Here is a 13,137-nt window from a genome sequence, read left to right on the forward strand (position 1 = left end):
GCACCGCGCGAATCCAGACCGTCGACAAGGCCGAACACCCGCTACTGCACGCGACGATCAGCCACTTCGCCGAACACACCGGAGTTCCGGTGGTGGTCAACACCAGCTTCAACACCGCCGGGCGACCCATGGTGGACACACCGCGCGACGCGCTCGAGGTGTTCGGCGAAGTGGCTGATCGTCGCGTGCAGTAGCGGGTGTTCGGCCTTGTCGACGGTCTGGATTCGCGCGGTGCCGTCGACGTGGGTGACCGCGGGGATGCGGCCCCGCCAGTTTTCGGCGACGTCGTGGACGAACAGCATGTACGGGCTGGGAAGCGGCCCGCGAGTGAAGATCTCGGCCGCCCGCTCGGCCAGCACCATGGGCGCGACGGGCCGGAACTGTTCGCGTCCCTTGACGGCGTTGAGGCGCTCCAGGTTGGCGGGGTGGCGCGGATCGGCGAGCAACGAGCGCCCGCCGAGGGCCCGCGGCCCGAATTCCGCGCGGCCCTGGAACCATCCGATCAACTGGTTCTTGGCCAGTGCGTCACCGACCGCGGTCGCCACGTCGTCCGGGCGTTCATAGCGAACGGCGGCGTCGTCGAGCGCGGCCCTCATCCGTTCCTCGGACCAGCCGCGACCCAGCTGTGCGGTGGGCATCGGAGTGATCGGCTCGTGAAACGATGCGGCCAGGCTCAATGCGGCCCCCAGCGCGGTACCCGCGTCGCCGGCCGCCGGTTGCACCCACACCCGCCCGAAACCGCCCTCGGCGTAAATGCGGCTGTTGGCAACGCAATTCAGCGCCACCCCGCCGGCCAGGCACAGCGCGTCACCGTCGGTACGCGCGCGCAGCCAGCGAACGAGATCAAGCAGCACCTCCTCGATGACCAGCTGCACGCTGCACGCCAGATCGGCGTGCACCGGGTCCAGCTCCGTCGCATCCGCCCGGCGCCGCGGCGCCAAGCGCTCCCAGTCGATCGGTTCGGTGCGGAAACCGCGGTCATCGCAGGCGTATACCCGGTCGCGAAGCTGGTCGGCGAAGCGTGGCCGGCCGTAGGACGCCATGGCCATCACCTTGTACTCATCGCTGGATCGCACGAAACCCAGGTGCTCGGTGAGGCTTTCGTACAGCAACCCCAGCGAGTGCGGCAGCTGTTGGGCGGCCAGCACGTCGAGCTTCTGGTCGCGATAGGCACCGGCCAGCATCGAGGTGCGTTCCCCGCGCCCGTCGACCACCAGCACGGCGGTATCGGGATGCGGGGAGGCCAGCGCCGTCGACGCGGCGTGGGCGACATGATGGCGGACGTGTTGCACGACAGCGGGATTGAGGCCGGGCAGCGCGGTCTTGAGAAACCCGGGTGCGCGCTCGGCGTACAGGGTGCGCAGGTATTCCCAATCCTTGTCGAGTCCGGCGGGATCGACCGGCTCGTCGTACATCAGCGCCGGGTCGTAGGAGTAGCCGATGGCATCGATCTCTTCGGCGGCGACGCCGGCGTGCTCGAGACACCACCGGATGGCGGCGACGGGAAGCTCCCAGGTGGCGAACGGGACGGCCTGCTTACCGTGCTTACGCCGGGAAAAGCGTTCCTCTTCGGCGGCCGCCACCACCTGGCCGTCGATCACCAGGGCGGCGGCGGGGTCGTGAAATACCGCGTTGACACCGAGAATTCGCACTGCTTCCTCCTACCGGGTGCGTCGATCAGCGGCCGGGACGAGCTCCTCACCGGATTCCTCGGAAGCGTCGGCCGTGGCGCGGAACCAGTCCACGGTGGTCTTCAACCCGGTGCGATAGTCGACGGTCGGTTGCCAGTCCAGGCGCTCGCGGGCGAGCGTGATGTCGGGGCACCGCCGTTGGGGATCATCGGTGGCCGGCGGGGTGAACAGGATCGTCGACGTGCTGCCGGCGAGGTCGCGGATCAGTTCGGCGGCCGCCAGGACGGTGAGCTCGTCGGGGTTGCCGATGTTGACCGGTCCGCCGAAGTCGCTGTGCGCCAGCGCGAGCAACCCAGCGATGGTGTCGTCGACGTAGCACAACGACCGTGTTTGCAGGCCGGTGCCCGAAACGGTCAACGGGTCACCGCGCAGCGCCTGGAAGCAGAACGACGGAACCATCCGTCCGTCGCCGGCACGCATGCCCGGCCCGTAGGTGTTGAAGATGCGTGCCACCCCGACATCAACGCGGCCCAGGCGGCGGTGGGCGAACGCGAGCGCTTCGGCGTACCGCTTGGCTTCGTCGTAGACGCTGCGCGGTCCCACCGGATTGACGTTGCCCCAATATGATTCGTGTTGGGGGTGCACCTCGGGGTCGCCGTAAACCTCGCTGGTAGAGGTCAACACGAACCTGGCGCCGCCACGCTCGGCGATGTCCAGCGCCGTCGCGGTGCCCGCCGATCCGGCGCGCAGCGTCTCGATGGGCCGGCGCTGGTAGTCGACCGGGGAAGCCGCCGAGGCCAAATGGAAAACCACGTCGAAAGAACTGCCGATCTCCTCGACCAGGCCGGGGTCGCAGACGTCGTGCTGCACGAACCGGTACCCGGGATGGCCCGCCAGCCGGTGATCGATTGTGCTGGTGGACAGGTCGTCCACGCTGACCACCTCGACACCGGCGGCAAGGAGCCGATCGCACAGGTGCGCGCCGAGGAATCCGGCACCGCCGGTGACCAGAGCGCGGGAGAGCGGACGTACCCGGCTCTGGTACCGGTGGTCCCGGCGGTGCATGCGGGAAGGTGATTGAGTCACAGGATCACCCGGAACGTGTGCTCGGTGTGCTCATGTCGCGCCGGGCGGGTGACACCTTCTCGTAGATGCGTTCGGTGTCGGCGGCCACCCGGTCCCAGGTGTAGCGCGCCCGGGCGCGTTCGCGTCCGGCCTTGCCCAGCGCCCGTCCGCGGCGGCCATCGCAAATCAGGGTCGCCAGGGCGTCGCCGAGCGCATCGGGATCCCTGGGTGGCACCAGCCGGCCGGTGCCGCCGTCGACGACGGTGTCGCGGATCCCGCCCACCGCGGTGGCCACCACCGGGATGCCACACGCCATGGCTTCCAAGGGCACAATGCCGAACGGCTCGTACCAGGGTGTGCATGCCACCACATCGGCGGACCGCAGCAGCGCCGGCATCTCGGCGCGGGTGACCCCGCCGAACAGGCGCACCCGGTCGGCCACCCCGAGGTCGATCGCCAGCTGCAACAGGTGTTGTGCGTGCGAGTCCTCGGGCAGCTCGGTGACGTGCGGGCCGCCCACAACCACCAATTCGGCATCCGGGATGCGCGGCATGGCCCGGATCAATGTCTCAAAGCCCTTGCGCGGCACCAGCCGTCCCACCGATACGACGCGGGGCCGGTGCCCTCGGGCGGCCACCGGACCGTGTGGGGTGAAAGCGTCGATGTCAACCCCGCACGGCACCACGGAGGTCCGGGATCGCGCCCGGCCCATCCGAACCAGCTCGAAAACCTCGTCGGTGCTGGTGGCGGCGACCCAGGTGGCTTCGCGTGCGATCCGGCCCTCCACGGCGATTCGGCAACCCGGGCTGGTGTCGTCGGTGCCCTGGTGCAGTTTCTTGGTCAGGCCCAGCGCGTGGAACGTCTGCACGGTGGGTATCGAGTGCGCCCGCGCGGCGCGCTGGGTGGCCACGCCCGACATCCAGAAGTGCGCGTGTGCCACGTCGGGCGCATCCGTCAGCCACCGGCTCTCCAGGAAATGGGCGAAGCCGTACATGTATTGCAGCAACTGGTCTTTGGGCAGTACCCGGGCCGGGCCCGCCGGGACGTGCACCACGCAATAGCCGTCCGGAGTCTCGACGGACTCGGCAAGCTCGGGATCGTCGCGGCGGGTGTACACCACGACATCGTGGCCACGCCGTGCCAGCGCGGAGGACAGCTCGGCGACGTGGACGTTCTGTCCGCCGGCATCCACGCCGCCCAGATGCGCCAGCGGGCTGGCGTGCTCGGAGATCATCGCGATCCTCATGCGGGCTCCTTCCTCCTCAGTTGCACTGTTCCTCGATCAGTTGGTCCCACTCGGCGAGGAAACGGTCGAGTCCGAAACGGGCAGTGGCGAATTCGCGTGCTGCCTTACCGGAGGCCGCGGCGGTTGCCTGGTCGTCGAGGTAATCTCGCAGCCCTTCGCCCAGCGTCACCGGGTCCGGGCTGACAACGCCTGCCTCGGAGGGGACGACGAAAGGCACCATCGTCGAGCCGACGGCGACGATAGGCATCCCCAGCAGCATCCCCTCGATCAGGGACAGCCCGAGCGAGGTCCAGCGGGCGGTATGCAGGTACACCCGGCGGCGGGCGATCTGGCGCCACAGCTGCGGCGCGGCGACGTCGCCGCGGCCGGTGACCGCACCACGATTGACGCAGATCCCCTCGGTGCCCATGCCCCACACGTCGATCTGGGCATACTTCGACAGCGGCTCCAACAGGTCGGCGCCGACCACACGACCGCGCCGCGCCGGCTCGTTGATCATGGTGGCGGCCCGCGGCACGTCGCCGGTGTATAACTGGCCGGGATCGGTAACGCCGTGATCGATGACCCGAGTCGGCGCGCGACCGCTGTCCCACATCAACCGGTTGAACGCGGTGACGTGCACGAGGGGGATGTCGTGGCGCTCGGCGAGGGGATGGCGGGTTTGGGCTGCGTGTTCGCGGGGCGCGTTGTGCTCGACATAGACCGCCGGCAGGTCGAGGCCGGGGCGCCGACCCGCCCAGCGGGCGACGAGTTCTTCCTCGTGCGGGCGTTGCAGCACCACCAGGTCGATGTCTTCGGCCGCCAGGTCCTCGAGCGGGATTTCCTGCGCGTTGGGCCACGATCGTCCGGCCAGCCCGATGCCGTCCTGACCGCGATCGGCGGCCACCGGAATCAAATAGCGGTGCCCGCCCGCGACGAAGGCCTGCGCCCACGATCCGTGCACGTGCCACACCAGAACGCGCTTTGCTCGGCCGGGATCCAACATGGCGAGCCAGATACCCTAGGACTTCTCCGATAAACAGCGTTTCGGCCGCTGATTTCGAACGCGGCCGAGCCGTCATGGGCCTCCGCGAGCACGTCTATCGGTGCGGCACAATGTGTTTGGTGGAGAAGTGGTCGCCATGCCCGGTGGCGCCTAGATCGCGCCTACTGTCCATGATGCGAACTCCCATGGACACCGGACGAACACCGTCGGACGGAGAACCGGTTTGCCCGCGCGCACCGTCTGGGTCGGCGGCGGCCGCGTTCTTTGCTCAGGCGCTCTTGGGCAGCGACGATCCCGACGCGCTGTTGCCCTTGGCGACTCGCCGGATCAGCATGCGGGTCGCCTTGTCCAGGATTTCCTGCGCCACATCGGGCTTGCGGGCGCGTTCGGCACGGCGCGCCGCCGCGGCGATGGTCAGTCCTTGCTCGTAACCGGTGACGACCCGGGGGTCGACGTAGGAACCGCGCGCCACGGCCGGGGTGTTGCCCAACTCCTGGGCCACCTCTTTCATCACCGCGGATTCGACGCGCTTGGCGACCCGCTGTGAGACCGCCGGGTCGGCATCGGCGAACGCCGTGGCCGCGAGCACCGTTCCATGCCACGTTCGCAAATCTTTGACGGTGTACTCGTCGCCCACCAATTCCTTAAAGCGGGCGTTCAGGTCGTCGGCACGCACATCAAGCCACCCGGATGCGTTGCGGCACGCCAGCAATCGCTCGGTGCGCTCGGGCCGGCGCATCAGGGCGCGCACCGCTCGAACCACTTCGGGGTCCTCGATTTCCACGGTGCGCCGGACCCCGCTCTTGGCCGGGAAATCGAACTCGACGGCGTTGCGCCGAACCACCACATGCTCACACAACAGGGTGGACAGGCCGTAGGACTCGTGCTCCTCGGCGTACTGTTCGCCACCGGCGCGGAAGTAGCCGCGATCCAGCAGCCGCAGCGCGAGCGCCAGGACCCGCTTGCGGGTCAAGCCCTGTCGCGTCAGATCCTTGGCTATCTCGGCGCGCCATGCCGGCAACCGGGTGGACAGTTCCAGCACGCGGTCGAACTTTTCCTCGGCACGCTCCTGCTGCCAGGCGGTGTGGTACAGGTACTGCCGGCGACCGGCCGCGTCGACGCCGACGGCCTGGATGTGGCCATTGGCGTATGGCGAAATCCACACCTTCTTCCATGCCGGCGGAATGACCAGATCCTTGATGCGCTGCAAGGTTTCCGGGTCGGAGACCGGCTTGCCATCCGGTTGGTAATACGCAAAGCCTTTGCCGCGACGCTTGCGCGCGATTCCCGGCTTGCTCAGCACGCTACGGCGCAACCGCATTGTCGTCCTCCAGTTCTGGTCGCTGACTGCACAATTACCCGCCGGAGAAGTCGTTCACACGGCCAAGAAGCGCGGCCGGAATGGAAAACGACCCGCCACAGCGTCGTGGCGGGTCGTCTCGGGACTGCGGTCAGCCGGCCATGAATTCCTGGTAAGCCGACTCGAGGTACGGCGGCAGGGCGGTGACATTGCACTGCCGTTCGGTGTCGCCGATCGGTGCCAGGATGCCGCGCAGGTCGTTGTATTCCTGCGGGTGGCCGGTGAAGTAGCTGCGCAAGCTCGACTCGGCCTGGGGCCGCGGCTGCCCGTAGGCCGCCGTCACCACCTGGTTGGCGCCCGGATGCGCCGCCAGATACTGCTCGGCCGAGCCCTGCACCGCTGACACGGTGTTGTTCACCCCGCCGGGGCTGCAGTCGGGTGCTGCGGCCGCCGACGGTGCGCCGACGATGCCCATGGCCATTCCCCCGAGCAGGCAGCCGGCACTGATTCCGGCCACTTTCCGGCGCGCGACAATGCTGCTGATTTTCATGATTGTGATGTCCTTCGAAAGCGAAGTGATTTTCTCTGAAGAGAGGCTCCCGATCCTCGAAATCCAAAGTAGCGGAATCGAACAGTGCGGACTTTCGCCGACAACGAACGCCGGCGGCCGTCCTGGCCTCTTTAGGGGTCGTTTGCTAAGCGAACGATCAAATGATCCGAGGATTTTTAAGAAACGGGCCCGGTTCTTAAGGAATTGTCAGCGGGATCGTGATGCAATCGTTACCTGAAGCTCGGGCCGATGCGAGGGCGGGAGCCGTCGCCGTCCGCGGGGTGATGTCCGTCGGTGCTGGGCGGCGCGAGGGTGTGCAACCAGGTGTCGACGTCGGGGCCGACGACCACCGCGCGATCGCCAGCCAGTAGCGCTCCGGCGCCCAGCGCGGCAACGGCGGGCTCTACCACGCGGACCTGTCGGGGATCACCTTGCTGCGTAAGCAGTTTCGATGTCAGCTCCGGTAACCGGATGGGGTCGGGCCCGGTGATGGTGCGCGGCGTGTGCGTCTGCCCCAGGGCCGCCTCGACCAGCACGTCGGCGACGGTATCGGCCGCGATGGGCTGAATCAGCCAGTCCTCGACGACCACCTCGGTGTCGTCACAGCTCACCGCGTCGTGATTGGTGGCGAACTCATACCAGTGGGTGGACTTGACGGTCGTGCTCGGCACCGGGCCGTCGAGCAAGATGTCCTTCGCCTGCCGCTTGGCCTCGTAGTAGGCGAAGCCGTCGAACACCGGGTCCTCGATTCCCGCGATCGTCGACACCACCAGGCGCTGCACATCCTGCGTCGCGCACGCGCCAACGAGGTTATGGGAAGCGGCCGCGAGGGTCTGGCCGATGTCGGATCGCCCGTCGGGTGGAAGCGGGTTGGACACATCAATGGCGACGTCGACTCCGTTGAGCGCCTGCGACAGCTCCGCTGCGTTGAACAGATCGACGCCGTGGCCGCGCGAAATCTCGACCACTGCGACGTCGCGCGCCCTCAACCGCGCGACAACGCGCGTGCCCGCCGTGCCGGTCGCCCCGATCACTGCGATCGTCGTCGTCACTACGGCTCACCCCCCGGGCGTTCGTCGTCCGACAGCACCCAGTAGTACCCGGCTCAAACCGGTCAGTTCGGCGAAGCCGGACGTGAGCTTCGTGCACAGATACCGGTGGAGTGATCGGCCGCACACGCGGCCGCGCGTGTCCGGGCGCAACGTGTTACCGGGCGTTTGATACCCCGCGCGGCGGGAACGCCCTAGATGCCGTCGAGCGCAAGTCCACCAACCACCGAGAAGGAGGTCGACGCATGGGAGACCAGAACAGCGGACCGGAGGAAGCAGTCAAGGGCACCGTCGAAGGCGTCAAGGGCAAGGCCAAGGAGGTCGGCGGCGCGATACTTGGCCGCGACGACCTGTCCGAAGAGGGCCAGGCCCAGCAGGACAAGGCGGACGCCCAACGCGATGCGGGCAAGAAGGAAGCCGAAGCCGAGTCGGCGCGGGCCGGCGCGGACGCTGCCGAAGAGCGCCAGAAGAAGAACCAGTAGGCCACCCCGCAAGGGGCCTGGTCCGAAAGTCGGGCCGGGCCCCTTGCGCGCGCCCAGGCTATGCCGACGATCGCCATTCGACTGGTTTCAAGCCGTCCCGCCGGGCTATTCCCCGGCTTGAGCCGCTTTTGGCGGGTGGCGTGCGGACGAGCGGGGTGGCGGATGAGCCTGGGACAGCGGGTATCGAGCATGATCGCGTTTCTGCGTGCGGGCCGCCCCAGGGGCGCGCCCGACGTCGGCTACGCGCCGCTGTTGGCGTTGCTGCCACGGCGCGTGACCGACGACGAAGTCACCGCGATCGCCCGCAAGCTGCTCACGCCCAGGCGCCTCGGGATCGACCACGCAGATGTTGGGGTGGCCATCATCGGGGTCACCGACGCGATGCCCAGCACGGCCGACGTCGAGCGTGTGCTGGTGGCGATGAGATCGGCTGGCGCTCAAGAAGACTGAACGGGTTCAGTCCCGGTGCAGGTCCACCACCAGCGGACGGTGGTCGGAAATGGTCATCAGGTCCGCCTCGACGGCGCCGCCGCGCAGCCGGGGATCGTCGGTCAGGATGTGGTCGAGCTGGCGGTGGGGACTGTCCGCGGGAAACGTCTGCGCCGCGGCCAGCGCCCGCATGCCGGACCAGCGGCGCACCGTTTTGGGGGTCATGTTCAAGTCGCCGGTCAACAGCCGCGGGCCCGGGAAGCCGCGCAGGTCGCAGATCACCCTGCGCAGCTGGCGCCGATTCCACCCCGGAACGAACGACAGGTGCGTGTTGGCCACCGTCAGCCCGCCCATCGGGGTGCGCAACTGCGCGATGACCGCCGCCCGTGGCTCCTCGTCGACGACCATCACCCGGTTGGGACCGGGCAGGTACATGGGGAACCGCATGGAAATCCGCGGTAACCGCAGCACCTGCCAACTGGTCACCGGGTAGCGAGACAGCAGCGCGATCCCATAGGCCGCGGTACCCGGCTGTTCGCGGCCGGTGGCGGCCATCCAGGTCGCCCCCGGTGTGCCGGAAATGGCCGCCACGAACCGGTGTTCGACCGCTCCCATGGCTTCGGCCGCCGCGGCGGTCAGGTCGGCGCGCTCGGACCGCGGCTGATCACAGTCGACCTCTTGCAGGCTCAGCACGTCGGGATCGAGGCGGCGCACGCACTCACGCAGCCGGTCAACCACCACGCCATCACCGACGGTGCGACCGTGCAGGATGTTGAAAGTCGCCACGCGCATAGGCCTTCAACTACCCACTTTCGCGGTCATGCAGTCACCGGGGCGACGCGGTCACCGGAATACGACTTCGCCCACCGTGAGCAGTCGCGAAAGCACGAAGCCCGGCAGTATGGGCGCTGATTCGCCTGCGCTGAAAGCGAATTGGCTGCGATAGCATTGCGCGGCGCGACGTTTGCGCTCCATCGCCCAGCCGGGCGTGCGCACCGAGTGGGCCCGGTCCCAGGGCACCGCCGTGTCGGCCGGAATCGCCCAGTGCCACATCCAGATCGGATATTCCAGCAGCGTGGCTCCGGTGCGCTCACACGCGGTCGCGGCCGCGCGCCCCACGGCTTCGTGATCAGGATGGCCGTCACCGCGCCAGGTGGCCGCACACCAGGTCGCGGGGCCGGCCGCTTGGAGGACCTCGGTCAGCGTCTCGGTGAGCTTGTCCTCGTGGTCTGTCAGCTCGCCGTCGGGCAAACCCAGCAACATCGGCGGAGGGACGTTCAAAAGGTTTGTTGCCCTGCGTGATTCGTATCGAAGGATGGTTTCCATGCGAAGACGCTCCGAGGCCGACGCTCCAGGGCGTGCGGCGCCGCCGTCGCTGGTGCAGACCACGTGAATTCGCGCCCCAGCCGCGGCCAGCTGGGTGATCATGGCACCCAAGCCCAAGGTTTCGTCATCGGGGTGCGGGGCCACCACGACCAGGTTCTTGCACTCCGTCAGATCCAGCGCCGGCAGGGGCCGCTCCTGAAACTCGGCCAGCCACAACGGCGCTGGAGTGCCGCTGTGCGTCAGCGGCTTGGCCGCAAACCTGGCGCAGTTGCCCGCCGGCAGGGTTTTCATGGGTCCCTCGTCGCCTGCTGGCCCGCCAGATGCCCGAGCTCGGCGAGGTCTCGCTCCGCGTGGCTTTGGCGGATGTAGATGCTCAGATCGGCGACCCGCTGCGCGTGCCGCCCATCCTGACACAGGGGGCCCGGGCCCAGCGCCCGCCCGGTGCGGGTGATGGCTTCGTCGACCGCGTGTTCCACCACCGTGCGCACCCTGCGGGCCAACAGCTGCGCGGTGCCGGCCCGGTCGAACGGGTCGTCGTCGATCTGGCTCGCCGCTGCGGTCAGAATCGCGTCACCGGCGGCGAGCGCGGCGTCCACGGCGCCCAGATGCGCCAGCGAATAAGCGTCGGCGGATTGGCTTGCGGCGCAACGGTACAGCGGGTCGGCGACCCGGCGCGCGCCGCCCAGCCAACAGGCGGCGACACCGATGGCGCCATGCCAGAAGCCGGGCCGGTCCAGGTAGGCCCCGGGGTCGCCCACGGCGACGGCCTGGGCATTGGTGAACTGAACCGGCCTGGTGTCACTGCCCGCCATACCGGCGTTCCACCACGTGCTCGGCAACGCTTTGACGGTCGGGTCGGTGGCGGTGACCGCGAACAGGCCGCGGGTGCCATCCGCCAGTCGCGCGGTCACCAGTGCGTGGGTGCAGAACCCCGCACCCGCGCACCACACCTTGGTGCCACTCAGGGTGAAGGCGCCGTCGACGTCGGTGGCCGTCAGCACGGCGTCGGGGGCTTCGGCCGCCCACACGCCCCACAGCTGACCCGGTTCGGGTGGCTTGCCGCCCAGCTCGTGAAGTATCGCCACCGCGTCGACGTGAGCTTCGGCGATCCTGGCCGCCACGATGTTCTCCTCGGCGAGGCGCGCCAGGCGTTGCCAGCGTTCGGCGGTGCGACCGGAGGCGGGAAGGGGTAACTCGAGTCGTCCGGACTCCAGCCAGTGCTCAACCAACCCCGCCGTCACGCGCAATCACCCGCCGCCGATCTCCCCAACGGCCTGAGGTGGGCGAATCCGTGCAGGGCCCGAGCCTCGGTCCGCGCCGGTGTGATCACAGACAGTTCGGTGTGTCGATGAATGCGGTGGCCCGCGGCTTCGAACCGCTCGACCAAGTCGGTCTTCTCACCGGTCGGCAGGGTACGAAAGCCACCGACATGCCAATACGCCCGCGCGTCGAAGCCCATGTCGCCGCCGACCAACTCGTGGTGGCTTTCCCGGTGTCCGGCGCCGGCCTCGTAGTACCGCACGACGCCCACGACCATCTCCGCGCCGGACTTCAGCTGATCGGTCAGCCAGCGCGGGTCGACTCGACCGTCGGCGTCGGTGGTGGCAAACCAGCAATTGGCATCGTCGCTGAACAGGGAGCGCGCATAACCGAACCCGACGGCCCGGGCCGCGCCGGGATTGTGCACGTCTACCTTGAGGAAATGCACATCGGGGCCGTAGTCGCCGGCCAGTTCGTCGCTGCCGTCATCGCAACCGTCGAGCACCACCACGATCTGCACCGGGATCGGCGCACACAGGGCGGCAGTCAGTACCGCGCGCAGACACGCAGGCAGCTTTGCTCGTTCGTTGTGGACGGGGATCACGACGGCTGCACCGTCATATGCGCATGGCACGGCGGTTGACATAACCCCAAGATTTCCCGATTAGCCGCAAGTTAAACGGCTTCAGCGACCGCCCCAGGTTGCCTCGCCCGTTCGCCGGGTATGACCTAAACACCATGGCCGCCACCGACACCCACACCGACGGATCCGCCTGCGCCACGCCATTGCGAGATGCGCTGCGGGGCGCGGCCTCGGCGCTCAAGGAGAAGGGGCCACCCTTCGCCTTAGCCGGCAGTTATGCGCTATGGGCTTACGGCGCACCGGAACCCAGCCACGACGTGGACCTGGTGGTGAGCGAGACCGACGTGGACGCCGCCGTCACCGCTTTGGCCGACGCCGGATTCGCCATCGAACGCCCGCCGGAGGACTGGTTGTTCAAGGCCCGCACCGCGGGCGTGCTCGTGGATATCCTGCATCGCATCAATGGCGTGCCCGTGGACGCCGACACGCTGAACAGGGCCGAACAACGCGACGTGCTGGCGATCCGCATGCCGGTGTTGCCTCCCACCATGGTGCTGGTCCAACAGCTGCGCTCGCTGGGCGAGCACCACTGCGACTTCGCCAAATTGCTGCCCGCGGTCCGCGCGGTGCGCGAACGTCTGGACTGGGAAGCCATTCGGGCGCAGACCGTCGACAACGACTACGCGGTCGCGTTTCTGGTACTGGTCGACCGACTCGGCCTGACGGGTCAGTGATTCCGCAGCTTGGCGACCAGTTTGTCCTTGCTCAGGCTCGAATAGCCGGACATGCCAAGCTCTTTGGCGCGCTTCTTGAGCTCCGGCACGGTCCAGTCCTGGTAAGACCCCGACTTGCCGCCCTTGCGGGAGACCTTCGACTTGCCCTGGCCGGCGGCGGCGTTCGAGATGCGCGCGGCCTTCTCCTTGGAGTCGCCCTTCTTGCGCAAGTCCTGATACATCTTTTCGTTCTTGATCGAGGAACGCGGCATGATTCATCCTCCTGTCCACAGACATCTTCGTCAGTAGTGCCCGCCTCGGCCGGTTCAAAAACCTGCTCAGGCCGGCACCGGGTCCGTGCGCCGTTCCCAGCAGCGGTGCCGCGCCAGGGCGGCGGCGAAGTCCTCGACGAACCGGTCGGGCAGCTCGTCGGCGGCCGCTATTCAGCGGCCGGCCGATTACCTACCATCGATAGGGGTAGTCGAAAGTGGTGGTTCAGACGGCTGAGGTCGGCGCCC

15 protein-coding genes and 1 pseudogene are annotated in these 13,137 nt (G+C 68.1%); 4 read left to right on the plus strand and 12 right to left on the minus strand.

The features are described from left to right. The coding region (locus tag A9W96_RS30940; protein WP_304441742.1) for a carbamoyltransferase C-terminal domain-containing protein at window positions 1–194 on the plus strand (194 nt) is incomplete at its 5' end. On the opposite strand, the pseudogene A9W96_RS26850 reads toward A9W96_RS30940, so the two are convergent. The 7 genes and pseudogenes from A9W96_RS26850 to A9W96_RS26880 all read right to left on the minus strand — a co-directional run. Next, window positions 159–1,652: pseudogene (locus A9W96_RS26850) on the minus strand (carbamoyltransferase); the annotation flags it as partial. The gene A9W96_RS30940 and the pseudogene A9W96_RS26850 overlap by 36 nt on opposite strands. 9 nt (window positions 1,653–1,661) lie before the next feature. Further along, a complete protein-coding gene (locus tag A9W96_RS26855) occupies window positions 1,662–2,696 on the minus strand; it encodes a UDP-glucuronic acid decarboxylase family protein (protein ID WP_067144351.1) in 1,035 nt (344 codons plus the stop codon). A 25-nt stretch (window positions 2,697–2,721) separates the two neighbouring features. Next, window positions 2,722–3,942 (minus strand): glycosyltransferase, encoded by a 1,221-nt coding sequence (locus A9W96_RS26860; RefSeq protein WP_067144353.1) that lies wholly within the window; start codon window positions 3,940–3,942, stop codon window positions 2,722–2,724. A gap of 16 nt (window positions 3,943–3,958) precedes the next feature. Continuing rightward, a complete protein-coding gene (locus A9W96_RS26865; protein WP_067144355.1) occupies window positions 3,959–4,927 on the minus strand; it encodes a glycosyltransferase in 969 nt (322 codons plus the stop codon). A 268-nt stretch (window positions 4,928–5,195) separates the two neighbouring features. Further along, complete coding sequence (locus A9W96_RS26870) at window positions 5,196–6,248, minus strand: DNA topoisomerase IB (RefSeq protein WP_067025329.1); 1,053 nt, start codon at window positions 6,246–6,248, stop codon at window positions 5,196–5,198. Window positions 6,249–6,378: 130 nt separating this feature from the next. Further along, window positions 6,379–6,777 (minus strand): heme-binding protein, encoded by a 399-nt coding sequence (locus tag A9W96_RS26875; protein WP_066870971.1) that lies wholly within the window; start codon window positions 6,775–6,777, stop codon window positions 6,379–6,381. A 230-nt stretch (window positions 6,778–7,007) separates the two neighbouring features. After that, a complete protein-coding gene (locus tag A9W96_RS26880; RefSeq protein WP_067144356.1) occupies window positions 7,008–7,829 on the minus strand; it encodes an SDR family oxidoreductase in 822 nt (273 codons plus the stop codon). Between the two features lie 242 nt (window positions 7,830–8,071). Between A9W96_RS26880 and A9W96_RS26885 the strand changes: the two genes are divergently transcribed. Continuing rightward, on the plus strand, window positions 8,072–8,308 hold the full coding sequence (locus tag A9W96_RS26885) for a general stress protein CsbD (protein WP_066870966.1): 237 nt from the start codon (window positions 8,072–8,074) through the stop codon (window positions 8,306–8,308). 162 nt (window positions 8,309–8,470) lie between these two features. After that, a complete protein-coding gene (locus A9W96_RS26890; protein WP_066870962.1) occupies window positions 8,471–8,758 on the plus strand; it encodes a DUF3349 domain-containing protein in 288 nt (95 codons plus the stop codon). Between the two features lie 6 nt (window positions 8,759–8,764). Here A9W96_RS26890 and A9W96_RS26895 read toward each other — a convergent pair whose 3' ends face one another. Genes A9W96_RS26895 through A9W96_RS26910 form a run of 4 tightly spaced genes read right to left on the minus strand, consistent with a single transcriptional unit; the run spans window position 8,765 to window position 11,927 of the window. Then, window positions 8,765–9,529 carry an endonuclease/exonuclease/phosphatase family protein gene (locus A9W96_RS26895; RefSeq protein WP_067144357.1) on the minus strand — a complete coding sequence of 255 codons (765 nt, stop codon included), beginning with the start codon at window positions 9,527–9,529 and terminating at the stop codon, window positions 8,765–8,767. Window positions 9,530–9,580: 51 nt separating this feature from the next. Next, the gene (locus tag A9W96_RS26900; protein WP_067144358.1) at window positions 9,581–10,354 is read right to left on the minus strand and encodes a PIG-L deacetylase family protein; all 774 of its coding nucleotides are present in this window, start codon (window positions 10,352–10,354) and stop codon (window positions 9,581–9,583) included. Further along, on the minus strand, window positions 10,351–11,304 hold the full coding sequence (locus A9W96_RS26905; RefSeq protein ID WP_066870947.1) for an acyl-CoA dehydrogenase: 954 nt from the start codon (window positions 11,302–11,304) through the stop codon (window positions 10,351–10,353). Before A9W96_RS26905 ends, A9W96_RS26900 begins: the two co-directional genes overlap by 4 nt. Further along, the gene (locus tag A9W96_RS26910; RefSeq protein WP_156765434.1) at window positions 11,301–11,927 is read right to left on the minus strand and encodes a glycosyltransferase family 2 protein; all 627 of its coding nucleotides are present in this window, start codon (window positions 11,925–11,927) and stop codon (window positions 11,301–11,303) included. Before A9W96_RS26910 ends, A9W96_RS26905 begins: the two co-directional genes overlap by 4 nt. A gap of 134 nt (window positions 11,928–12,061) precedes the next feature. Between A9W96_RS26910 and A9W96_RS26915 the strand changes: the two genes are divergently transcribed. Further along, entirely contained in the window at window positions 12,062–12,640 is a 579-nt protein-coding gene (locus tag A9W96_RS26915; protein ID WP_066870941.1) for a nucleotidyltransferase, read from the plus strand. Here the strand turns inward: A9W96_RS26915 and A9W96_RS26920 are convergent. Beyond that, a complete protein-coding gene (locus tag A9W96_RS26920) occupies window positions 12,634–12,891 on the minus strand; it encodes a Rho termination factor (protein WP_066870937.1) in 258 nt (85 codons plus the stop codon). The genes A9W96_RS26915 and A9W96_RS26920 overlap by 7 nt on opposite strands. Window positions 12,892–13,137: the final 246 nt, after the last annotated feature.

Source organism: Mycobacterium sp. 1245852.3 (genome assembly GCF_001669335.1).
GTDB lineage: Bacteria > Actinomycetota > Actinomycetes > Mycobacteriales > Mycobacteriaceae > Mycobacterium > Mycobacterium europaeum_A.

Bases quoted from the DNA above. Each gene is read 5' to 3' on its own strand.
- A9W96_RS26890 (WP_066870962.1), top strand. From the start codon at position 8,471: ATGAGCCTGGGACAGCGGGTATCGAGCATGATCGCGTTTCTGCGTGCG.
- A9W96_RS26895 (WP_067144357.1), bottom strand. From the start codon at position 9,529: ATGCGCGTGGCGACTTTCAACATCCTGCACGGTCGCACCGTCGGTGAT.
- A9W96_RS26860 (WP_067144353.1), bottom strand. From the start codon at position 3,942: ATGAGGATCGCGATGATCTCCGAGCACGCCAGCCCGCTGGCGCATCTG.
- A9W96_RS26915 (WP_066870941.1), top strand. From the start codon at position 12,062: ATGGCCGCCACCGACACCCACACCGACGGATCCGCCTGCGCCACGCCA.
- A9W96_RS26875 (WP_066870971.1), bottom strand. From the start codon at position 6,777: ATGAAAATCAGCAGCATTGTCGCGCGCCGGAAAGTGGCCGGAATCAGT.
- A9W96_RS26920 (WP_066870937.1), bottom strand. From the start codon at position 12,891: ATGCCGCGTTCCTCGATCAAGAACGAAAAGATGTATCAGGACTTGCGC.
- A9W96_RS26865 (WP_067144355.1), bottom strand. From the start codon at position 4,927: ATGTTGGATCCCGGCCGAGCAAAGCGCGTTCTGGTGTGGCACGTGCAC.
- A9W96_RS26885 (WP_066870966.1), top strand. From the start codon at position 8,072: ATGGGAGACCAGAACAGCGGACCGGAGGAAGCAGTCAAGGGCACCGTC.
- A9W96_RS26900 (WP_067144358.1), bottom strand. From the start codon at position 10,354: ATGAAAACCCTGCCGGCGGGCAACTGCGCCAGGTTTGCGGCCAAGCCG.
- A9W96_RS26870 (WP_067025329.1), bottom strand. From the start codon at position 6,248: ATGCGGTTGCGCCGTAGCGTGCTGAGCAAGCCGGGAATCGCGCGCAAG.
- A9W96_RS26855 (WP_067144351.1), bottom strand. From the start codon at position 2,696: ATGCACCGCCGGGACCACCGGTACCAGAGCCGGGTACGTCCGCTCTCC.